Raw genomic sequence first — 22,669 nt, 5'->3', positions numbered from 1 at the left:
GGCGGAAGGCACTCTCTGTTTCCTGTTGCCCATCAATCCAATTTCATAGGCTTCGCTCCTATCATCCCCCGCAAGAGGTACTTTCATTATTTACGATTCCCGTGGTGGGATTTGAAGCCGACACGAGCGCATTAAAAAAACATTGTGTTAATTTTATTTTTAAGGCAGAAGATCCCTCCTACAAACAAGGAGGCATTATGCCAGCAAACAAGGCGTTCATGAAACCACTCACACCCGATGCAGCCCTTGCTGAGGTTGTTGGTTCCAAAGCAATCCCACGAACCGAAGTTGTCAAAAAACTTTGGGTCTACATCAAGAAGAACAAGCTTCAGGATGCAAAAAACAGACGGTGCATCAATGCCGATGACAAATTGAAGAAGGTCTTCAACGGCAAGAAACAGGTCAATATGTTTGAAATGACGAAGCTTGTTTCAGCTCATCTGAAGTAAGAGTGATTCGGTTTCGATACCTCTTTCAATTCAAGGACGGCTCGAAAAAGGAGTTCGTTGTTTCACTCGATGAGGAGACTCTCGATTTAATTAACCCTCAGAGAGAGAAACCACCCGAGTGGACACGTCTGGGTTTTCATCAGTGCCCAAACTGTCCGTTGTCCGAAGTTCGGTCTCCTTATTGTCCCGTCGCCTTAAATCTCTCCGATCTGATTCAATCCTTCAAAGATTGCCTTTCTTTCGAAGAGGCGGAGATCAGAATTGAAACGGCTGAAAGAGGCTACTTCAAACAGGCGTCTCTGCAGAAGGGGATCAGTTCTTTGATGGGGATCTATATGGTAACGAGTGGCTGTCCTGTTCTCGGAAGTCTGAAACCGATGGTTCGTTTTCATCTTCCATTTGCGAGTCTTGAGGAAACTCAATATCGCGTCCTCTCGATGTACCTCTTGTCCCAGTTTATCCAATATCGGAACAAAAAAGAACCCGATTGGGATCTCAAGGGGCTTGAGAAAATCTATGACGAGATTGAAATCGTGAACAAGGCGTTCAGTGAGCGGCTGACGAGCGTCCTCGAACAGGATGCAGTGGCCAATGCCGTCGCCATTTTGAATGTCTTTGCCCAGAGTATCTCATTCGCCTTGGACAAAAATGCCTTCAAAAAGATCGAAAAAATATTTTCTCTTGAACAAAAATCAAAAAAGGTTTGACGCAATGGAAAAATTTCCTTTATAATCACATCAGATTTATCAATGTCTCACGCCACTTTGAAAGAACTTCCGCCGAGTGAAGTTCGCGACAATGTCCAGCCAGTCAAGATCCCTTCTAAGGAAAAGGAATGGACGCGCGAAGAGGCTATTCGTTTGTACAATATCGATAGTTGGGGATCCGGCCACTTCTCTATTAACGATCAAGGCGAGGTTGTCTGTATTCCTGTCCCTCTCGAAGAGGCGCGGCTTTCGATTATGGATGTCGTCCGTGAGGCGAAGAAGAGGGGAATGAACTTTCCCCTTCAGATCCGTTTCCAAGACCTCCTGCGTCACCGTGTTCGGGCGATCAATCTCGCTTTTCAAAGCGCGATTCTCGATCAGGATTATAAGGGAACCTTTCGAGGCGTCTTCCCGATCAAGGTCAATCAGCTTCGCGAGGTTGTTGAGGAGATTCTGGATGTCGGCCGTGAGTTTCATCATGGACTTGAAGTCGGTAGCAAACCGGAGCTTGTTGCTGCGCTGGCGATCAACGACATCCCGGACAGTCTCATTGTTTGTAACGGCTACAAGGACAATCATTTCATCCGGCTTGCCCTGATGGGGCAGAAAGTTGGGAGGTCGATTATCCTTGTTGTTGAAAAGGCAGATGAGGTTGAGAGGATTGTGAAAATCGCCAAGGAGCTCGAGATTGAACCTGTCCTCGGAATCCGTCTTCGCTTGATAAGCAAGAGCTCCGGAAAATGGGCAACCTCCTCCGGAGAAACAGCCAAATTTGGCCTCAGCGCCTCAGAGGCGTTGGATGCCTGGGAAACTCTCGTCGAAAACAAATTGGAACATTGCCTCAAAATGGTCCATTTTCATATCGGATCTCAGGTACCGAATATTATGCATATCAAACAGGCGGTCCGTGAAGCGGCTCGTTATTATGCAAAGTTCGTCCAGCTGGGGGCGAAGCTTGAGTATCTCGATGTTGGTGGGGGACTCGGGGTCGACTATGACGGGACAGGGACGACAAACTCCTCCTCAACAAATTATACGCTCGATGAGTATGCAAGCACGATCGTCTATAACGTAAAAGATATCTGTGATCAGGAGAAGGTTCCTCAGCCGATTATTGTTTCAGAAAGTGGACGGGCCACAGTGGCCCACCATACGGTTCTTGTCGTCGAGGCCTTTGGCAATGTCGAAAAAAGCCAGCGTTCGAAGTTTATGGAAATTCAGGATCTCGAAAAGGAACACAAGATCATTCGAGACATCGTCGCCCTCAAGAAGCAGTTGCCTTATAAAAAGAAACTGATCGAGGTCTATCATGCCTTGCAGCAGATCCGTGAGGAGTCTTATCGGCTTTTTGATGTCGGCATGCTCGATCTCGTGACAAAAGCGAAGGTTGACTATCTTTATTGGCAGATCGCCGAGCAGATCGTGAATCGATTCATGAATAATGGAAGGGTTCCCAAAGAGATCGTAGAGCTCAGTGAAAAACTCAGTGATCAGTATATTTGTAACTTTTCTATTTTTCAGTCGGTCATGGATAATTGGGCGATCGGGCAGGTTTTTCCGATTATCCCGATTCACCGTTTGAATGAAGAACCAAAACATCGTGCCAAGCTTGTCGATATTACCTGTGACTCAGAAGGGGTGATTGATGAGTTTATTGATCTCCAGGATTCAAAACGATTTCTTCCGGTCCACAAGATTAAAAAAGAGCCTTACTATCTCGGGATTTTCCTGATCGGGGCCTATCAGGATATCATGGGGGATCAGCATAACCTCTTCGGGCGAACGAATGAAGTGCATGTCTTTTTTGATCCCGAGGAAGAAGGAGGGTTCTATCTAGAAGAGGTGATTCCAGGTTCTACAATCGATCAGGTCCTCCACAACACGCAGTACGACACCAATGATCTGGCACGAAATTTCAAGAAATTAATCGATGATGCGATCAAAGAGGATCGTCTTCGGCCCTCCGTCGGAATGTCTTGGATTGATGAGTATCGGAAGGCACTCTCCGATTATACATATCTTTCGGATGGGCAGTTTTAGCGGGGCTGTTGCTGCGTCACACAATGAATCCCGCCAAATCCAATCACCAGATCCCGTGACAAAATGGGAACGATACGCCTCTTCGGAAACAGGGTCTTGAAGAGTCGAATCGCCTCGTCATCTTTTGGATCACCAAATATCGGCAAGAGCACAACACCATTGGCAATATAAAAATTTGCATACGAAGCGGGGAGCGGGGTGTTGTTGAAAATGATCGGTTTCGGAACAGGGAGGGGGATAACCTCAAAGGGTTTCCCCTGCAGATCGGTCATTGATTTTAGGGCGTCGAGATTATCATTATAGAGAGAATAGTTGAGATCTTTGGGGTCATCCGTATGGGGTGCCATAATCTGATTCGGAGAGACAAAACGGGCCAGATTATCAATATGCCCATCCGTATCGTCGCCTTCAGGAGCCCCCGCTTGAAGCCAAAGGACTTTTGTGACACCTAAATAATCTTTGAGGACTTTTTCGATCTCCTCTTTCCTTAAATTCGGGTTCCTTTTCGGATGGAGAAGACAGGATTCTGTGGTCAGGAGAACTCCTTGACCATTGGTCTCGATCGATCCCCCCTCGAGGACAATTCCAGGCCGAAGGAAGGGGAGGGGTCTCATCTTTTCGGCGATCCGCGAGGAGACAAGGGCATCCTGATCCCACGGGGGCCATTTTTCGCCCCAGGAGTTGAAAACCCAGTTAATTAAAGCGGGAGGGGACAGAAATGTCGGACCGATATCCCGCATCCAGCAATCATTGGTTGGAATCTTGTGAAGCCTCGCCTTTTTAAAGTCGATGTCCGCTTTTTCGAGTCTCGCTCGTACCTCTGTCTCCATCTTTTCATCATTCACAAGGATATGGACTCTCTCATGGAGGTGAAGCACCTTGATCAGTTCGACCCAGATCGGGAAGACAAATTTCTGACGTCCCTGCCAGGTATCAGGATTATGAGGCCAGGCGAGCCAGGTCGCCTCGTGGAATTCCCATTCGGCGGGCATTCTGTAAGAGTACGCCGTCTGCGACACTTTGGGCACGAACCAGTTCATAAGACAGTAAACTAATCGAAATTATGAATATTTAGCAACTAATTTGCCTTTTACCCGAGAATTAACAAGAGTTTATGGCTTTTGATCTCCAAATTTCAAATTCAGACCTTCTGGCTGGAAAGCAACAACCATTGTTAAACTCGGATCTTTCTTCTCCTCGCGCTTCGGCAACAAATTGTTCTTCTTATTCTCGGGCTGTTTCCCCAACATTCACATCTACTCGAAGGATGACTCTAAGTTTTCTGTTTTTAACGACCAGTGCGGTAGTCGCTTCCCTTTTGTTGGGAAAAACTTGGGGGACTCTTGGAAGAGAAGCCCGAATGGAGATCCTAAGGCAGTTAAAAATTGACCGCCACCCGATGATACAGGGACTGCATACCTTTTCAGTTAGGGTGACTCCTGATGCCACAATGACATCTATCAGGGGGTGTTCTGACGAAGGATCTCTTCTTCTTGACATCCAGGCCCCACGAATGGGTGGAAATCAAACAGTTGTTTCTTTTCTTCGAGAAGTTTTAGGGCTCACTGAAGGCGAGCTAAAAATTACCAAGGGGGAGCGCTCGACACTAAAAACTCTTCGTGTGGCAGTAGCAGATGCCGAAATGATTCGTATAAGAATGGCCGACTTTTGTTTAGGAGCTTAACACTCCCTCAAAAAGGGCCAATCCTTCCTCACCTCTTCAATCCTCGACAAATCACACTCGACAATGAGAGTTTCCTCTTTATCGGCCGATGCCTTCCCCAATATCTTTCCCATCGGATCACAGACAAACGAGGTTCCCCAAAAATTAATATGGTTCTCCTGACCGACCCGATTACAGGCGGCGACAAAAACGCCATTTGAAATCGCATGACCTCGTTGAACCGTAATCCACGCATCCCTTTCAATTTCATTTGGGGTATTATTATAGCCAATCGCCGTCGGATAAAAGATAATCTCCGCCCCCGCTTGGGCTAACGCGCGTGCCCCCTCGGGGAACCACTGGTCATAACAGACTTGAAGTCCCACGGTTCCATACGAGGTCTTGAAGATCGGGTAACCAAGATCCCCTTTTTGAAAATAATAGGATTCTCCATAATAATTCTTGAGATCATCCGGAATATGGACCTTGCGATACTTTCCAAGAAACCGTCCATCAGCGTCGATAACCACAGCGGTATTGAAGTAGCGTTCTTCGTCTTTTTCAAAAATCGAGGCGACGATCACTATCTGATTTCTTTTAGCGAGAGGGGAGAGGAGCTCCAGTGTCGGGCCCGGAATCGACTCCGCCAATCGGAGATATTCCTTCTTCTCTTCTTGACAGAAATAGCCTGTTCGAAATAACTCCTGGAGACAGATGACATGGACCCCACGACTTGACGCTGTCTGGATCCGGTCGACGATCTTTTTAAGATTCCCTTCTGAATCTTCCGTACACGCCATTTGGATCAAACCAACTGAAACTTTGTTTCGTTTAGGCATATTTGTAGCCTCGGCTACCATAGGAAAAAGGAGTCCGCAACCATTTGAAGCTTAAACCGATTTAGAGAGCAAGGAAAGGGGGAGCCTATGACGGAGCAGATTCGGAATGAGGGGATTCGAATCGATTCTTTAGATCCTTCTGTCCGCGCATGCATGCCTTCGGTCATCAGGACGATCGAGGCAAACTGTTCGAACAAAGACTCCTGTTTTCTCCCACGAACAAAAACAGAACGTGATCGGATTCTTGGCTTAGCTCATGTTTCTGTTGAAAATTATAATCATTGTCTCGAGCCCTGGTCTCAAAAAATTGGTGCCGGTAATAAAGTTGGGCTTACATTTTCCGGTATGATGGTGGGTTTTGGCGCCACACTTATCGGTTGCGGTGCCTTGAGAGAAAAGATCAAACTCAATATAAGCCCCAATAATTTCCTCTGGTTAGGTATACCATTTTTGATCGGTGCCGTCGCTTTTCATCTTATCTCATTGCCTGATTCGGAGAGCTTTGGAGGGAATCTCGGGACAGCAGTACCGGTTGGTGTCGGAGTTGGTGCTCTTTGGACAGCATTAACAAGACGCTCCATGGTCAATCTGACAACTCTACCATACTATTTATCCTTGGGAGGCGCTGGAATTTTGGCAATCGGTCTTCTGTTTAATCTTATGCGACCAGAAATCTCGCCGTCACCTGGAAAAATAACGACTCGAGAAAGAGTTTTATCTGCTGGAAATTACCTGATCGATGGTGTTGGGTTTTCCTTTTTGGGATTGGGTCTCTACCGACACCATCCTGGCAAGTTCATCCCGGCACACCCTCTGCTGGCTGTTAGTGTTGCTGCCGCTTCAATTTCGGGTGTCCTTTTGGCCTACTGTCTTGGCACCGCCTCCCAAAAGCATGAGACTGATAGAGTGGGCCTTGGTGTTAATGTTTTTGGATTACTTTGCGGAATGGCAGTTGGGGTAGGAGGGATTGCCTTGGCACTACTTCCTCGAGGGAACAATCTTAGTGATGATTTTATTCTGATGGGAGTTGCAGCATCGGTGGCAATTGGTGGTCTTATGATCATTGGAACAAATGAAACGATTGAAAAAGAGAAACGTCACTGGAAGGCGGTCCTGAATCCCTCTCAGTGAAGTGATTTGACATAATATATCTTATGCGACGATACTGATGTTCTGGCCCTCTGATGATATTCCTGAATCGACCGGACGGTCAGCCCCTTCTCTTTCATGGCCAGAATTCCATCGACCGCTGCCATCGCTGCTGAGATGGTTGTGAAATAAGGAATCCCTTTCATCAATGTCGTTCTGCGGATCGAAAAGGAGTCGAGGGCGGGAATCCGTCCTTCCACCGTATTGATCACCATCGTAATTTCGCCTCTCTCAAGCGCCTCCACAATATGAGGACTTCCTTCCGCCACTTTATTAATGATCTCCGTGGGCATATCCGCCCCTCGAAGATAATTCGCCGTCCCTCGTGTCGCGACAATTGAAAAACCGGCCCTGAGGAGTTTTTTGACAATTCCACCAATAAGCGGCTTATCGGAATCCTTCACGCTCAAAAAAATCTTTCCCTGGAGTGGCAATATGTTGCCAGCGGCGATCTGAGACTTCGCGAAGGCAACACCAAAATCTTGACCGATCCCCATCACCTCTCCTGTTGACTTCATTTCGGGCCCCAGCAGGGTATCAACTCCAGGAAATTTCTGAAAAGGAAATACAGACTCCTTGACCGAGAAGTAATCCGGCTCCTCGAGTCCCTTCAAATCAAAATCTCTTAATTTTCGACCGACCATCAGTTTTGAAGCGATCCGGGCGATCGGAACCCCTGTCGCCTTTGAAATAAAGGGGACCGTTCGCGAGGCCCTTGGATTCACCTCGAGGATGTAAAGTTGGGACTTTTGAATCGCAAACTGAATATTAATCAGACCGATGACCTTCAACTCGCGTGCCAAAAGTTTTGTCGCCTCTGTAATCTCGGCAATCATCTTCGGAGGAAGTGAAAATGGGGGCAGACAAGCAGCGCTATCCCCGGAGTGGATCCCCGCCTCCTCGATATGTTCCATGATCCCGGCAATCACCACCTGCTCACCATCGCAAAGGGCATCAACATCGACCTCAATAGCGGTGGAAAGAAACTTATCGATCAATACCGGATGTTCGGGTGTGACTTCCGTCGCCTTCTTCATAAACTTTCTCAAATATTCCTCAATATGCGCGATCGCCATCCCACGACCACCAAGGACATAAGAAGGACGGACCAGGACCGGAAAACCGAGTTTTCTCGCAATCTCGACCGCCTCCTCCTCGGAACGTGCAGTCCCATTTTCGGGCTGTCTGAGACCCAATTTATGGATTAAGGCGGCGAAGAGTTTTCGGTCTTCGGCACGATCAATCGATTCCGGGGAGGTTCCCAAGATCTTCACGCCAGCCTTCTTCAACGGAACAGCGAGTTTAAGGGGGGTCTGCCCTCCCATCTGGACAATCACCCCATCAGGCCTCTCCGTCTCAAGAATATTCATCACATCTTCAAAGGTCAGTGGCTCGAAATAGAGTCGGTCCGAGGTGTCGTAATCGGTGGAAACGGTCTCCGGGTTACAATTTACCATGATCGTCTCGAACCCCTCCTCCTGAAGGCCAATGCTTGCCTGGACACAACAATAATCAAACTCAATCCCCTGCCCGATTCGATTAGGACCGCTTCCCAGGATGACGACCTTTTTCTTTTGCGTTGGATCAGATTCATCCTCCGTCTCATAGGTGGAATAAAGATACGGGGTATGTGCCACAAATTCGGCGCCACAAGTGTCAACCCTCTTATAGACCGGTCGGATATTTCCCCTCTCTCGCCTCTTGCGAACGACCTCTTCTGTTGTGTCCCAGAGTTTTGCGATCCTTCGATCCGAAAAACCGGCCCGTTTGGCATCCATTAAATGTCTTTTTTGTAAGGGCGTATCGCCATACGCCCCTACACGTTTTAATTTTCTTTCACACCGGATGATCTCCCGGATATGGTTCAGAAACCAGGGATCGATCTTGGTGAGTCGATAGATCTCTTGAACAGAATACCTACGTCGAAACGCCTCTCCGATGTACCAAAGCCGTTCCGAATTGGGGTTTTTCAATTTCTTTCGAATAAATTCCATCATACCCCCCTTTGACAAAGGGGGGATGGGGGGATTTTCAAACCCGGCACTCCCAGTCTCTAACGCCCGCATCCCCTTCTGTAATGACTCCTGAAATGTCCTTCCGATCGCCATCACCTCACCCACCGATTTCATCTGGGTCGTCAGAGTCGATTCCGCCTCGGGGAACTTTTCAAACGTAAACCGGGGGATTTTCGTCACGACATAGTCAATTGTTGGTTCAAAGCAGGCAGGTGTCGATCGTGTAATGTCATTCAGGATCTCATCCAGGGTGTATCCGACGGCGAGTTTCGTCGCGATCTTCGCGATCGGAAATCCGGTCGCCTTCGAGGCGAGGGCGGAACTTCGTGAAACCCGCGGATTCATCTCGATCACCACCATCCGACCGGTTTTCGGATGGATCGCAAACTGGATATTGGATCCACCGGTGTCGACACCAATCTCTCGAATGATCCGGATCGCAGCATCCCGCATGATCTGATATTCCTTGTCTGTGAGTGTCTGTGCCGGTGCGACGGTTATAGAATCTCCGGTATGAATTCCCATCGGATCAAAATTTTCAATCGAGCAAATAATGACGACATTATCCTTGCCATCACGCATCACCTCGAGCTCATATTCCTTCCAGCCAAGCGCTGATTCTTCGATCAGGATTTGTCTTACGGGACTACAATCGATCCCCCACTGCGCATATTCGGCGAATTCTTTTTTGTTTCTGGCAATATTTCCACCACTCCCCCCAAGCGTAAAGGCAGGTCGGATGATCGCCGGATACCCAGTGGTTTTTAGAACCTTCCAGGCCTCCTTCATCGAATGGGCTAGTCCGCTTGTGGGGACTTCGAGACCGATCTTTTTCATCGCCTCCTTAAAAAGCTGCCGATCCTCTGCCTTTTTTATCGCTGGCAATTTGGCGCCAATGAGCTCGACCTGATAGCGATCCAACACCCCACTCTCGGCCAAGATGACCGCCTGATTTAACGCCGTCTGGCCCCCGAGCGTCGGCAGGAGCGCCTGAGGCCGCTCCTTTTCAATAATCTGCTGGATCACCTCCGGTGTGATCGGTTCAATATAGGTGCGATCGGCGACTTCAGGATCGGTCATGATGGTCGCGGGGTTGGAATTGATCAGGACAACCTCATACCCCTCGGCCTTGAGCGCCTTGCAGGCCTGAGTCCCGGAATAATCAAACTCACACGCCTGACCGATCACGATCGGACCGGAACCGATCAGCATGATTTTTTTCAAGTCGGTTCGTTTGGGCATTTAGATCGCCTCCGGCTTATAACCGGCATCCCCTATTTTCTTCAGGATCATATCAATATGTCTCTTACCCTTCGTCTCCAACGTCACCTTCACCTGCGTGCAGTTGATCGGTCCCGAATAAAAGGCACGATCATGCTCGACCTCCAGGACATTGGCCCCTTCTCCCTTGATAATATTCAAAAGGGCCGCCAGTTGTCCGGGGACATCAGGCAAGAGGACCACGAGGCGTGCAATCCTTCCCATCTGGGCCAATCCTCTATTCAGAATTCGTGAAATCTGCGTAAAATCAATATTTCCCCCTGACAGGACAAGGACTGTCTTTTTACCACTTTGACCGGCAAAGCCTGCTTGAACCGCCGCAAGAGTTGTCGCCGCTGCCCCCTCGACAACCGCCTTCGAGCGATCCATGAGGGTCAAGACAGCCGAGGCAATCTGATCCTCAGGCACCTCCACAATCCGATCGACATATTTCATGACGTAGGAAAAAGTGATTTCTCCCGGCTCTTTGACCCGGATCCCATCCGCAAATGTCTCAGCGACCGGTATCTTGGTCCGTTTTTTATTTTTAAATGAAAGGACCATCGCGTTCGCCCCTGCTGCCTGCACGCCGGTGATCTTCACTTGGGGGCGTGATTCCTTGATCGCAATCGCAATACCGGCAATGAGCCCCCCTCCTCCGACAGGAATAATGATCTCATCGACATCCGGCAGTTTTTCCAAAATCTCAAGTCCGATAGTACCCTGACCTGCGATGATCGATTCATCATCGAATGCGGGGATAAAACTGAGCCCCTTCTCACGCGTCAATCGTCGCGCCGCGTCGAGACTCTCCTCAAACGATTGCCCCTCTTCAACCACAGTCGCTCCAAACGAACGTGTATTTTCAAGTTTCACAATCGGGGCACCGATCGGCATGACGATCGTTGCAGGAATTCCGATCATCTTTGAGGCCAAGGCAACCCCCTGGGCATGATTTCCCATCGAGGCGGCGACGACCCCTTTTTTCTTTTCATCCGCTGTGAGTGAAAGAATTTTATTGAGGGCGCCTCGAATCTTGAATGAGCCAGTTCTTTGCAATGTCTCCAACTTTGAATAGAGAGTGATCTCACGTTGATCAAGCTCTGAGGATCGTTCCAACGGAGTTGTATAGACATACTCCTTTAAGCGTCGCCTCGCCTCCTGAATATCTTTAAGTGTCAACATGGGTTCATCATTTCGACGAAGCGTTTAAAGAGATAGTTTGCATCATGCGGTCCCGGTGAGGCCTCGGGATGGTATTGGACGGAGAAGACAGGGTCACGTGTAGATCGGAGCCCCTCAACCGAGTGATCATTCAGGTTGATATGGGTCAGTTCCGCCCTCCCCTTTAACGAATCGGTATCGACAGCGAATCCATGATTCTGTGCCGTAATTTCTACCTTCCTCGTTTGAAGATCCATGACAGGTTGATTCCCTCCATGATGTCCGAATTTAAGTTTATAGGTTTTGCCTCCCAAGGAGAGGCCAATCAGTTGATGCCCCAGACAGATTCCAAAAATAGGAACTTTTCCGATTAGCTGACGGATTGTCTCGATCGCATAAGTCACCGGTTCCGGATCCCCGGGACCATTCGAGAGGAAGATCCCATCCGGCTTCATCGCGAGGGCCTTATTGGCAGTTGTTGAAGCAGGGACGACAGTGACGTCGCACCCGACATCAACAAGGTTTCGGAGGATGTTGCGTTTAATGCCGAAGTCGTAGGCGATGACCTTAAATCTCCCCCCTTCGCCCCCCTCTTTGTCAAAGAGGGGGGTTGGGGGGGGATTTTTTCGAAGGTTCCACACCCCCTCCTTCCACCGATACGGTCTCTCGCACGTCACCTCTTTGACGAGATCTCGTCCTACCATCGTTGGTGCCTCCCGGACCTTTTTCAGGAGTCTCTTTTTATCCTGGCCACCTGCAGAAAGGATCCCGATCTGCGACCCCTTGTCCCTCAAGAGTCTCGTCAACGCCCTCGTATCGATCCCCTCTACGGCAGGGATTTTGTTTTTCTTGAGATAACTGCCGAGGTCAAGCTTTGAGCGAAAGTTGGAAAAAACAGGATTGTAATGCCTCACGACAAATCCTTCGACAAACGGGCGCCAGGATTCGACATCTTCCTTGTTCACGCCGTAATTTCCGATCTCCGGATAGGTCATCACGATAATTTGTCCCTTATACGAAGGATCGGTCAGGATCTCCTGATAACCGGTCATGCTGGTGTTGAAGACGACTTCGCCGATTGCCTCAGTCTCGTAACCAAACGATTCCCCTTCAAAGGTCGTTCCGTCAGCTAAAATCAGAAGTGCCTTTGTCATAAACGACCTTTCCTCCGACAATAGTTTGGTGAACCTTCCCCTTTAGCTTCCAGCCGTCAAAGGGGCAGTTTCTTGACTTCGAACGAAATTTTGAGGCATCGATCACGACCGTCTCTTCGGGATCAAATAGGACAAGATCGGCGTCCGCCCTTCCCTCTCCCAGATGCCCTTTGGCCTTAAGACCCAGAACCGCCGCAGGTCCTGCGGTGAGAAGATGAAGCAACTTATCTAACGTCAGCTGCTTCTTCTGGACAAAACCGAGCATGACAGGGAGCGCCGTCTCGAGACCGATGATCCCGTTGGAGGCATTCACAAATTCAATTTCTTTTTCGAAAGTGGCATGAGGGGCATGATCGGTTGCGATCGCATCGACAATCCCCTCCTGAATCCCTTTCAGAAGGGCGCGTCGATCCTCATCGGTTCGTAACGGAGGGCGAACCTTGCAACTTCGTCGATACCCCCGTACATCCTCGTCCGTAAGCGTCAGGTGGTGGGGAGTTGCCTCACAGGTAACCCGCACCCCCCTCTTTTTCGCGGCGGCAACAAGCTCAAGACCGACACGGGTCGTCAGATGGGCGATATGAAGCCGTGCCTTCGTCAATTCTGCCAACGCGATATCCCGAGCAATCATCAACTCCTCGGCGGCATTGGGGGACCCAGGAAGACCCAACTCTGTCGCCACAAGCCCCTCGTTAATCGAAGATTCCCCGGAGAGATTTTCATCCTCACAATGGCTGATCACCAGCAGTTCAAACCCGCGGGCATACTGGAGCGCCTTTCTCATCAAGGCGCTATTCATGACTGTTTTTCCATCATCGGAGATTCCAATTATCCCCGCCTCGGCCATTTGACCAATATCCGAGAGTGCCTCTCCCTTGAGTCCTCGTGAAATAGAGCCAACCGGCAAGACATTGACAATCCCCTCACTCCTTGCCTTTTCACGGATGAATTCCGTGATGACGGCATTGTCATTGACCGGTTGGGTGTTTGCCATACAGACAATCGTCGTAAAACCACCCGCCGCTGCCGCTTCCGTCCCCGTCCGGATTGTTTCTTTATATTCAAATCCAGGCTCCCGGAGGTGGGTATGAAGATCAATAAAACCGGGGCAAACAACCATCCCTTTGGCATCAATCACTTGATCAGCCTGATGACGGAGAGTTCGTGCGATCTCAATAATCCGATCTCCGTTGATAAAAAGGTCGTAGTTCCCTTTTTTCCGATTCAGAGGATCGATCAGGTAACCATTTTTAATTAAAAGGGATCGCTTCATCTCTTCCCCCACATCGAGAGCACCGCCATTCGAACGGCGGTTGCGTTTTCGACTTGATCCAGGATCACGGTACGCGGCCCCCCCTTTTCCCCCCTCATATCAGCAATCTCCGGATCGATCTCAACCCCACGATTAATTGGCCCCGGATGCATAATGAGCGCCCCGGGTTTTAAGAGGGGGAGGAGATCTTTCGTGAGTCCATAGAAACGCGTGTACTCAGCCAGACTAGGAAAATTAAGGGTTTCCTGCCTCTCGCGTTGGATTCGAAGCAACATGACGACATCGGCCTTCGGGAGATGGGCACGAAGGTCCGTTGAAATCTCGGCCCCTAGTTTCTCGAGTCCCGGTGGAATCAAGGTAGCAGGACCGACCGCAGTCACCTTCGCCCCCATTTTTGAAAACCCATAGATATTGGAACGGGCCACTCGACTGTAGGCCAAGTCCCCCACGATCAGGATTCGAATCCCCGCAATCCTCCCCAAAATTTTCCGGACGGTGTAAAGATCCAAGAGGGCCTGGGTCGGGTGCTCGTGGGAACCATCCCCGGCGCTAATCACACTCGCCTTCGTGTAGTGGGCGACAAGTCCCGGGACGCCACTCGCCGCATGACGCACCACGAGGAGATCCGGGTGCATCGCCTCCAGATTTTCCACCATATCCTTGAGAGATTCCCCCTTCGTGAGACTCGAGGTTTGAGGGCTCATGTTGATCACAGCAGCCCCTAATTTCCTCGCCGCTAATTCGAACGAGGTTCGGGTACGTGTTGAGGGTTCAAAGAAGAGGTTGATGATCGTCTTCCCCCGTAAGGTTAAATCCGACCGCCCTTTTTTAAACTGGTCTGCGTGATCAAGAATCCGGGTGATAAGCGTTGTCGGAAGGTCTTTAATCCCTAAGAGATCTTTTCCAGGTAAAAAAAAACCTTCCCGCGGAGCGGAGGGTTTCTTCTGTTTTTTCGCGGTCATTAAAGAAGCGTGTGTACCGGACTGAGCTGGGAGTTGTCAAGTGACAGGACGGGATATCACCTCTGAAAATATTAGCCCCGGACGCAACTTTTTCGCCCGTCCGCCGAAAACCCGCTTGTAATGGCCATCAACCTATTTGCGACACCACCAGCATTTTTAGGACTCTCTCAGGGATTGTCTATACTGACCTTATTGGCCGCAACAGAATTTCCTGATCAAAGCACCGACTCATATGAAAATTCCAATAAAAACAGGCTATTTATAATTGCTATCGGTGTTGTCACCGCGGTAGGTCTCCTTTATCTGTTCCGGAGACCAATTGGACGCTCACTTACCAGACCACCTAGTTTACCTCTGGAACGACCGAGAGAAAGAGTGCTCGATCCAATACCACCCGTGAGAATGCCGTTGCGTCCGCTTCCTCTTAAATCAAACGAGCCTCCAACTATTAACAGGGAATTACTGGCGGGCGACAAACCGGTCTACGAAGTCAGGAAGATTGGCGATCTTAGTAACTATGATGGATCCGTGGTCAAGTATGTGATCGTCCATCAACAAGATGGTAAACATGTTTTAAGATACTCAACAAATCAAGTGGCACCGCATTCTTGCCTCGTTCTCGGCAATGGTGCTGAGGAGGTCGTTTGCGCCGGTAATATGCGCGGTGATCCCTTTAAAACCGGCACACTGACGATTGATGGTTCCAGCCGAGGCTATGAGAGTACTCATCACAGAGTAACCCTTGGTAGTAGGATTATTTCTGGAAAAGATCTTATTGCAAACCGTTCAGGATTGGTTGTTGCCAAAGAGATTTTGGAGAAAATGCTTGGCGTTGAAATTGACAATGGGGTCTTGCCGCTGATGCCACTTGCCGGTTAAAAAAGCGGCTACAACACTTCCTCTCCCGATACCACCCTGCAAAGCTGGCGAAAGTCCTCCGCAACATGGCCGCCGAATCTCGTGTAGTCCGCCACGGCCGGAAACTTGATAAAATCGGCGTAGGTCACAAAATATGACGATTCTTCGAACCATCTGCCCGATCATGATCTCGGCCGTTACCTTCTGAAACTCCCGGGCAAATTCCGGGTCTTTTAGCTCCTCTTTCAAGAAGTTCGAAAAACTGGACCCTCTGTGTGGATTTGTTTTCATTTTACCCTCCCAAACTGACGTAATTGGCGAACCGCCTTAAAGCCAGTTCGATCTCCCCCTTGGGGGTCTCCTGCGACTTCTTCATAAACGCATGGAGGAGGACAATCTCCCCTTCAAAAAATGCATAAAAGACCCGGTGACGACCTGCCCTGATCTCAAAGAGATCCTTTTGTCCCGCCATCTTTCTCCCGTGCGGCATATCGAGCCTGCCGGTTACTTCCAAGACACGCAGGCACCCTCCAATCTTGGTCCGATCCTTGGCAGACAATTCTTTCATGTAATCCTTTACAGGCTCATCGCCACGCGCCGTCTGGAAGAACCGGATCTCGAGTTTCACTGAGGATAGATGTACCAACCAACAGGTACGGAGTCAACCTCTGAAAATATTAGTGAGCTTGCTATAAACACTCAATATGCTAAAATTCCAAATAGATGCGTCGGAAACTGTTTCTTATCCTGTCTGTTTCACTTCTCCTGCTTGCGGGACAAGACATTCAGGCCAAGGTTCCAAATAAACAAAAGAAACCGAAAGTTAAATCACCCCAGAAGATCACGCTTCTCCAGGCACGAACAAAACTGGCTCATTTGCCCATTGCCAAGAGGTATTTTAAAAAAGCAACCCCCGGAAAAGAGATTTATCTAAAAAAGAAACCCAGTTTATTTGGTAAACGTCATGGAGTTGTTGGCTTACCTCAATTTCCTCCTCCAGGAGATCTGCGAACTCGGACCCCACCTCCTATGGATACCGGAAAAGATGGGGGTCGCCGACATGGGGGGAGTTATTGCAGTGGGGAGTTAGGGTTTTCATCAACGGGAAGTCTTAATACCTGTGTTATCCTTGCCAAGAGACCCTCTGATCCGCTCCCGATGGATCGATGGTCGGTTTGTTATCGACTCGGTGAGCTCATGAGGGATATTGAGGAGATTTCTTATCAACGACTGCATCCCGATGGCCCCTGTCCGGAGGAGTGGATTGATGTGGACCTGCCTGAAACCGCAAATCCTGACACGCTAGATTTGGATCTCATTATTCCGGCTGCCGAGTCACGTATCGATTTTTCACAATGCCAGTTTCTGATCGTCGTTACGCCGGCAATTGAAAATTATCTTATGCCAGATCGAGGGTGGCAACCTGCGGGTTATGGCGATATAGGATTCATTAGTGCTTACACAGCAGAACAACCCAATGCTATTGGTATCGCCTGGTACAATGTGACCGCGCTCGATCCCTCACCTGAACTCGATTACGGCGATTATGACTATGAGACGATCAGAACCTATGCCGAATATGCAATGCGGCAGGAATTTTTGCATGGCCTGGGAATCAGGTCTCACGCAGGTTCATTTAACTGCGGCTCGAGAATAGAGCGCGAGTCGTGCCCATCAGGGGATTACGATGATTACTATGATGTGATGGGACAAGGGATGCAGTTCAAGGATACCAATGGTTATTACAAAAAATCACTGGGGTGGTCGACCTGTTGTGAAGTCGATCCGATGGTGACAGGTAGCGATGGGACCTATATTCGGACTTTCAAAACTTTAAACAGCCGTGTGAGCTCGTTGCCTTCTCTATCTGGTGACTCCGATTCTTCTTCTCTCTGCCGCTGCCTGGAAATCAACCGTTCTGGACGAACACTCGTCATTGATTCCAATGATGAGTTGATTCCGTTTCTCACCCTTTATTTATCGGACCTCGACGATTTTAATACCCAAGCGGGGGCGATCGCCATCCGTCGTGCCTCTCAGTTTGATTATTCGACTTACACGTCAACAGGCCCCACGTCCGCGACGATTACCTGTGCCACATTTCAGGTTCCCAAGACGAGTCTGCTGGATATGCGCCCAAATTCCTTTTCGGAGTTTGATACTTTTGATAGTCTTTTGACCCTTGGGCAGTCCTATACAGATGAAATTTCAGAAGAGTTTGTTATCAGACCCCTGGGCAAGGATGAAAGTGATCCGAGTATCGTCAAGGTCTACGTCGGTCCCCCCTAGAAATCATTCATGAACGCTGATTGACAACAGAAACCTCTTGTGTGAAAAAAACGCCATGTTTCGGAAATATTTTCTTTTTCTCCTGGTCCTTCCCTTCTTTATCGGAGTGATCTCAGCAGACGAACGAAAAAAGGCACCGAAGGAGGCCCATCTCTACTTCATTTCACCAAAAGATGGAGAGACCGTTTCCAATCCAGTGACGGTACGATTTGGTCTGAAAGGAATGGGAGTGGCACCGGCAGGAATCCTGAAGGAGAACACCGGGCATCATCATCTCTTGATCGATCTTGAGAAATTGCCTGCCCTGAACGCCCCGATTCCAAAGGACGACCACCATCGCCACTTTGGTGGAGGAGAGACGGAAACGACAATAACCCTGCCAGCTGGAAAACATACGTTGCAGCTACTTTTGGGAGATTTGACTCATATCCCGCATCATCCACCGGTCATTTCGGAAAAGATTACCGTTACGGTAAAGGAATAGGAGGATCTCATGAGTTCTTATCAGGCAAAACGACTTCGCGGAGTGAGACTTAGGGTACAAGATCATGTCGGAGAATTAGGAAGGATCTTGAGCCCGCTTGCTGAGGCGCATATCAATGTCGAGGCGATCAACACCTTTCACTTAAACGACTGGGCCTATCTTGACATCCTAACGAGTGACAACGAGAAGGCCGAAAAACTCTGGGAGAAGCATGGTTATCATCCTGAGGAGTTTGACGTGATCAGTATTGAACTCAACAACAAGGCGGGTGAGTTAGCAGCGATCGCGACGAAGTTGGGTCAGGCAGGAATCGATATCCGTTATCTCTACACCTCGGCCCAGGGTCAGGTCCATCCGATCCTGCTGCTCAGCACGAATAATAACGAAGAGACGTTGAAACTCTTGAAAAAATGAAGAAGCAGAGTAGGCGATATGCCAATTAACAAAGTTGAACAACGAAACTTCTGGTGGGGACCGACTGCCGGGGGAGCTGCTGGTGCGCTGTTGTTGGCCGGATTAGGGGCGGCCGAAGAACTTCAATGCAAGACAATCCGTCTTAAGTCTGTTTTGGCCGCGGCTGGAGGGAATGGGCTTATGGGACTTGCTGCGTTTGGAACGGCCTCTCTTCTGACAACATGGTATATCCGCCGCAAAGGAACAGATCGTCTGAATGAAACCGGATTTTTTCTGGAAACGATGGCTAAAACCATTCCGATCCAATGGGCGGCCGCCTCAGCAACAGCCTTTTTGATCGTTGGTACAAAACTATATCTTGAACATAGAACTGCCAAAAACGGTTTCAGCTACGCCGTCCATAGTACCTTTAATGCAGTGTTCAAGGGGCCAATGATCCCCCTAATGTTGGTTCTGAGCGCCCTCTCGATTGGAGGAATCATTGCCGTTACAAAAATGGAGTGACCTCGTTCCGACTTAGAAAATTAGTGAATCCACTTTCCAAACCGGTCCCAACGGAGTGTCTTTCGATCAGAGTCGAGTGAGAGCCAGACGAACATCGCCCTCCCCTTCACATTCTCCATCGGGACAAAACCCCAATCACGTGAGTCCGAGGAATTGTCGCGATTGTCTCCCATGACAAAAAGATGGTGAGGAGGGACAGCGAACTCACCGTTCCAGTAGGACGGATTTGAATCGATCTGGACAAGATATTGATTTCTCCCCTGTGACTCCGAAAAATAAGAAAAATTTTCCCAATCGGGTGAATAGGGGATCGCCTTGATTTTTGCCTCATCCGCTACGGCATCACGAACGACTGGAATCAAGGCCAGATCATGTTTTTGTCCCGATTCGATCTTCAAAGCACTCCTGGCAATCGGGGTTCTATTGACGTAAATTTCATCGCCACTCAGTCGAATCTGATCTCCAGGGAGCCCCACAACCCGTTTAATAAAATCCTTCCCTTCATCGAGAGGATAAATAAAGACAATCGCCTCTCCCCGCTCAGGGGTTTTATAGTTAACAATCCGTTTTTTTGTGAAGGGGATCCGCAGACCGTAAATAAATTTGTTCACAAAGATATGGTCTCCAACAAGAAGGGTCGGCTTCATGGAACCTGACGGAATCTTGAACGCCTCGATCACAAAAGAACGGATAAAAAAGGCGATCAGAAAGGCGACGAAAAGAGACTCGAAAGTTTCCCGAAGTTTCCCCTTCTTTTTCGGTCCTATGAAGATCGGATCTGTCGGGTTCATCGTTTAATCAACCTTCAATACAGCCAAAAAAGCCTCGGGCGGGATCTCAACATTTCCCACCTGCTTCATCCGTTTTTTACCCTCTTTTTGTTTCTCTAGCAACTTCCTTTTACGGGTAATATCACCACCGTAACATTTAGCCGTCACATTCTTTCGAAGCGCCTTGACATTTTCTCTCGCGATAACGCGCCCCCCTATCGCCGCCTGCAAGGCGACTTCGTACATCTGACGCGGGATCGCCTCCCGGAGTTTTTTGACGATCTCTCGTCCGCGCTCAGCCGCTTTTTCCCGATGCAGGATCATCGAAAGCGCATCGACAGGGCTGTTGTTAATCAGGATGTTGAGTCGTATCAGATCGGCGTCCCTCCATTCCAGGAACTCATAGTCGAGAGAGGCGTACCCCTGGCTGAGCGACTTCAATCGGTCGTAAAAATCAAACATGATCTCGCTAAACGGGAGCTCATAGCTCAAGAGGGTCCGTTCCGGTGTGATATATTCAAGTTTCGTTTGAACGCCGCGCCGATCCGCACAGAGTTGGATGATATTGCCAACCGTCCGTGTCGGGAGATGGATCGTCGCCCGGATGAACGGCTCCTGCATTGATTCGATCTCCTGTTCCGAGGGAAGAAGCTGCGGGTTATCTATTGTCCGCCAGGTTCCTTTAGTCGTTTTGACCTTGAAAGAAACGGTTGGGGCGGTGGTAACAAGCTGCAGGTTGTACTCCCTCTCCAACCTTTCCCGAATAATATCCATGTGGAGCAGGCCCAAAAATCCGCACCGAAATCCAAAGCCCAGCGCCTGCGATGTCTCCGGCTCAAAAGAGAACGAAGAGTCATTGAGTCGGAGTTTCTCAAGTGCCATCTTCAGCGGCTCGTACTGCGTCGAATCGATCGGATAAAAGCCGGCAAAGACCATCGGTTTCGCCTGACGGAATCCTGAAAGTGGTTTCAGGGTGGGTCGTAAGCTCTCGGTAACAGTGTCACCAATACGAGTCTCATGAACCGACTTGATATTTGCCGTTAAAAAACCAACTTCTCCTGTTCCTAAACGTGACGCCTCAACCGGATGAGGGGAAAAAACACCAACCTTTTGAACCTCATAATCCTTTCCTGTCGAGACAAAACGAATCTTCATCCCGGGAAGGATCTCGCCATCCATGACTCGAATCAGGATAACAACCCCCAGATAGTTATCAAACCAGCTATCAAAAAGTAGCGCCCTTAAGGGACCCTTGTTGTCACCACTCGGAGGAGGAATCCGTCTCACTATCGACTCGAGGATATCGGCAACTCCCAAACCGGTCTTCGCTGAGGCAAGCACCGAATCCTCTGCAGGAATTCCGATCACATCTTCGATCTCCTTCTTCACCGCATCCGGATTGGCGGTCGGCAGGTCCATCTTGTTAATGACGGGAACAAGTTCGAGATTGTTATCGATCGCGAGATAGGCATTGGCGACCGTCTGGGCCTGGACCCCCTGAGAGGCATCGACGACCAGCAGCGCCCCTTCGCAGGCGGCAAGGCTCCGGGAAACCTCGTAATGGAAATCGACATGGCCGGGGGTATCAATCAGATTGAAAATATACTCTTGGCCGTCTTTGGCTTTATAATGCAACCGGACCGTCTGTGCCTTGATCGTAATCCCGCGCTCGCGTTCCAAATCCATCTTGTCAAGGAACTGATCCTTCTTCTCCCGCTCCGAAATCGCGCCGGTATATTCGAGTATCCGGTCGGCTAATGTCGATTTGCCATGATCGATGTGGGCAATGATACAGAAGTTTCTGATGTTTTTGGTCACTGTAGCGGGCTAAACCGGCAATTTCCCATTTAGGCCATTAGGGAAGAAAGTGGTGGTCTCCAAAAAACTCAGTTGTCTCGGGAGCGCCTCGCTATTCCTCTCCAAAACGAGGTCAATCCCCTGACGGATATATTCAGCGACAGGAACTTTGGTCTTGTCATGCAGAAGCTTCAACTTCTCATTCTGCTCCGGAGTAATGTAAATCGTTGTTGTAATCTTTTTCCGTGGCATAACCTTAACTTTTTGAGGGAACCACCAAGGCGTTCGTTTTTTCCTTTTCCTTGAACCTCTTCAGAAAACCCTTTGCCTCTTCCTGATTCCCAAAATGGCCGATACGAACCCGATACCAGGTCCCTTTATTGGGGATTTCACCTACCGTCATAAATGTGGAATACCCCTTCCCCCTCCATCTTTCCATCTGGGTCGTCGCCTCATTCGAAGATTGATAAGAGCCGACCTGAATGGAATATTTCCCTTTCTCTATTTCCCGAGGAGCCGGTTCCACAACGTCGGGCTTTTTCTCTACGATGACAGGAACCTTCTCTTCTTCGAGCGGGACAATTATAGGGGCCTCCCGCTCAACCATCTCCTTGGCTGTCACCCCCGACGGTTTTACCCGAATCGCCCCTTCTGTCTGATCGGTGAGGAGTTCCGGATAGGTCAGGGACACCTCTTTCGGTTTTCCCGATTCCTCTTCAGAGGTCGTCTCTTTTTGTGCCACTTCCTGTCTTGATCCAATGAGATCAGGCCCAAACCGCGCCCCAAGATAGAAAACGAGGAAAAGGGTGACGAGTTCAAGAAGGATGAGCGTCACGAACTGACCAAAAGTGAACTTGCAGAAATAGTCTTCAAGATCT

At 49.2% G+C, this 22,669-nt stretch carries 22 protein-coding genes; 10 read left to right on the top strand and 12 right to left on the bottom strand.

Annotated elements, in window-relative coordinates; all coding sequences use genetic code 11:
• Positions 1-197 precede the first annotated feature (197 nt).
• The 3 genes from HYT76_05660 to speA are packed head-to-tail and all read left to right on the top strand — an operon-like array spanning position 198 to position 3,196.
• Positions 198-449, top strand: coding sequence for an SWIB/MDM2 domain-containing protein (locus HYT76_05660; GenBank protein MBI2083038.1), 252 nt, complete (start codon positions 198-200; stop codon positions 447-449).
• A 2-nt stretch (positions 450-451) separates the two neighbouring features.
• A complete protein-coding gene (locus HYT76_05655) occupies positions 452-1,156 on the top strand; it encodes a hypothetical protein (protein MBI2083037.1) in 705 nt (234 codons plus the stop codon).
• Between the two features lie 42 nt (positions 1,157-1,198).
• Complete coding sequence (speA, locus tag HYT76_05650) at positions 1,199-3,196, top strand: biosynthetic arginine decarboxylase (protein MBI2083036.1); 1,998 nt, start codon at positions 1,199-1,201, stop codon at positions 3,194-3,196.
• Here the strand turns inward: speA and HYT76_05645 are convergent.
• Entirely contained in the window at positions 3,193-4,236 is a 1,044-nt protein-coding gene (locus HYT76_05645) for an agmatine deiminase family protein (protein MBI2083035.1), read from the bottom strand. The two genes, speA and HYT76_05645, sit on opposite strands and share 4 nt — an antisense overlap.
• A 74-nt stretch (positions 4,237-4,310) precedes the next feature.
• Between HYT76_05645 and HYT76_05640 the strand changes: the two genes are divergently transcribed.
• Positions 4,311-4,880 carry a DUF167 domain-containing protein gene (locus HYT76_05640; protein MBI2083034.1) on the top strand — a complete coding sequence of 190 codons (570 nt, stop codon included), beginning with the start codon at positions 4,311-4,313 and terminating at the stop codon, positions 4,878-4,880.
• Here the strand turns inward: HYT76_05640 and HYT76_05635 are convergent.
• Positions 4,877-5,698 carry a carbon-nitrogen hydrolase gene (locus HYT76_05635; protein MBI2083033.1) on the bottom strand — a complete coding sequence of 274 codons (822 nt, stop codon included), beginning with the start codon at positions 5,696-5,698 and terminating at the stop codon, positions 4,877-4,879. The two genes, HYT76_05640 and HYT76_05635, sit on opposite strands and share 4 nt — an antisense overlap.
• A gap of 87 nt (positions 5,699-5,785) precedes the next feature.
• On the opposite strand from HYT76_05635, the gene HYT76_05630 reads away from it, so the two are divergent.
• Complete coding sequence (locus tag HYT76_05630; protein MBI2083032.1) at positions 5,786-6,829, top strand: hypothetical protein; 1,044 nt, start codon at positions 5,786-5,788, stop codon at positions 6,827-6,829.
• Here the strand turns inward: HYT76_05630 and carB are convergent.
• Genes carB through HYT76_05605 form a run of 5 tightly spaced genes read right to left on the bottom strand, consistent with a single transcriptional unit; the run spans position 6,823 to position 14,675 of the window.
• Positions 6,823-10,104, bottom strand: a complete 3,282-nt coding sequence (gene carB, locus HYT76_05625; protein MBI2083031.1) for a carbamoyl-phosphate synthase large subunit — start codon at positions 10,102-10,104, stop codon at positions 6,823-6,825. The genes HYT76_05630 and carB overlap by 7 nt on opposite strands.
• Positions 10,105-11,307, bottom strand: coding sequence for a threonine ammonia-lyase (locus tag HYT76_05620; GenBank protein ID MBI2083030.1), 1,203 nt, complete (start codon positions 11,305-11,307; stop codon positions 10,105-10,107).
• Positions 11,301-12,440: a glutamine-hydrolyzing carbamoyl-phosphate synthase small subunit gene (gene carA, locus HYT76_05615; GenBank protein MBI2083029.1), complete on the bottom strand. Its 1,140-nt coding sequence runs from the start codon at positions 12,438-12,440 to the stop codon at positions 11,301-11,303. Before carA ends, HYT76_05620 begins: the two co-directional genes overlap by 7 nt.
• A complete protein-coding gene (locus HYT76_05610) occupies positions 12,412-13,713 on the bottom strand; it encodes a dihydroorotase (protein MBI2083028.1) in 1,302 nt (433 codons plus the stop codon). The genes carA and HYT76_05610 overlap by 29 nt, the downstream gene beginning before the upstream one ends.
• Positions 13,710-14,675: an aspartate carbamoyltransferase catalytic subunit gene (locus HYT76_05605; GenBank protein ID MBI2083027.1), complete on the bottom strand. Its 966-nt coding sequence runs from the start codon at positions 14,673-14,675 to the stop codon at positions 13,710-13,712. Before HYT76_05605 ends, HYT76_05610 begins: the two co-directional genes overlap by 4 nt.
• 120 nt (positions 14,676-14,795) lie before the next feature.
• Between HYT76_05605 and HYT76_05600 the strand changes: the two genes are divergently transcribed.
• Positions 14,796-15,554, top strand: coding sequence for a hypothetical protein (locus HYT76_05600; GenBank protein ID MBI2083026.1), 759 nt, complete (start codon positions 14,796-14,798; stop codon positions 15,552-15,554).
• A 271-nt stretch (positions 15,555-15,825) separates the two neighbouring features.
• Here the strand turns inward: HYT76_05600 and HYT76_05595 are convergent, their stop codons facing one another.
• Positions 15,826-16,161, bottom strand: coding sequence for a type II toxin-antitoxin system RelE/ParE family toxin (locus tag HYT76_05595; protein MBI2083025.1), 336 nt, complete (start codon positions 16,159-16,161; stop codon positions 15,826-15,828).
• Positions 16,162-16,256: 95 nt separating this feature from the next.
• Between HYT76_05595 and HYT76_05590 the strand changes: the two genes are divergently transcribed.
• Genes HYT76_05590 through HYT76_05575 form a run of 4 tightly spaced genes read left to right on the top strand, consistent with a single transcriptional unit; the run spans position 16,257 to position 19,224 of the window.
• Positions 16,257-17,822 carry a hypothetical protein gene (locus HYT76_05590; GenBank protein ID MBI2083024.1) on the top strand — a complete coding sequence of 522 codons (1,566 nt, stop codon included), beginning with the start codon at positions 16,257-16,259 and terminating at the stop codon, positions 17,820-17,822.
• A gap of 55 nt (positions 17,823-17,877) precedes the next feature.
• The gene (locus tag HYT76_05585; protein ID MBI2083023.1) at positions 17,878-18,306 is read left to right on the top strand and encodes a DUF4399 domain-containing protein; all 429 of its coding nucleotides are present in this window, start codon (positions 17,878-17,880) and stop codon (positions 18,304-18,306) included.
• A 9-nt stretch (positions 18,307-18,315) separates the two neighbouring features.
• Positions 18,316-18,720, top strand: a complete 405-nt coding sequence (locus HYT76_05580; protein MBI2083022.1) for a hypothetical protein — start codon at positions 18,316-18,318, stop codon at positions 18,718-18,720.
• Positions 18,721-18,738: 18 nt separating this feature from the next.
• Positions 18,739-19,224, top strand: coding sequence for a hypothetical protein (locus HYT76_05575; GenBank protein MBI2083021.1), 486 nt, complete (start codon positions 18,739-18,741; stop codon positions 19,222-19,224).
• A gap of 20 nt (positions 19,225-19,244) precedes the next feature.
• Here the strand turns inward: HYT76_05575 and lepB are convergent, their stop codons facing one another.
• The 4 genes from lepB to HYT76_05555 are packed head-to-tail and all read right to left on the bottom strand — an operon-like array spanning position 19,245 to position 22,626.
• Positions 19,245-20,015 (bottom strand): signal peptidase I, encoded by a 771-nt coding sequence (gene lepB, locus HYT76_05570; protein ID MBI2083020.1) that lies wholly within the window; start codon positions 20,013-20,015, stop codon positions 19,245-19,247.
• 3 nt (positions 20,016-20,018) lie between these two features.
• The gene (gene lepA / locus HYT76_05565; protein MBI2083019.1) at positions 20,019-21,812 is read right to left on the bottom strand and encodes an elongation factor 4; all 1,794 of its coding nucleotides are present in this window, start codon (positions 21,810-21,812) and stop codon (positions 20,019-20,021) included.
• A 9-nt stretch (positions 21,813-21,821) separates the two neighbouring features.
• The gene (locus tag HYT76_05560; GenBank protein MBI2083018.1) at positions 21,822-22,043 is read right to left on the bottom strand and encodes a ribbon-helix-helix domain-containing protein; all 222 of its coding nucleotides are present in this window, start codon (positions 22,041-22,043) and stop codon (positions 21,822-21,824) included.
• Positions 22,044-22,047: 4 nt separating this feature from the next.
• On the bottom strand, positions 22,048-22,626 hold the full coding sequence (locus HYT76_05555) for an SPOR domain-containing protein (protein ID MBI2083017.1): 579 nt from the start codon (positions 22,624-22,626) through the stop codon (positions 22,048-22,050).
• Positions 22,627-22,669 lie beyond the last annotated feature (43 nt).

The organism is Deltaproteobacteria bacterium, from assembly GCA_016180845.1.
Taxonomy (GTDB): domain Bacteria; phylum UBA10199; class UBA10199; order JACPAL01; family JACPAL01; genus JACPAK01.
The sequence above is the reverse complement of the archived record's forward strand: the minus strand, read 5'-3'. Positions and strand labels throughout refer to the sequence as shown.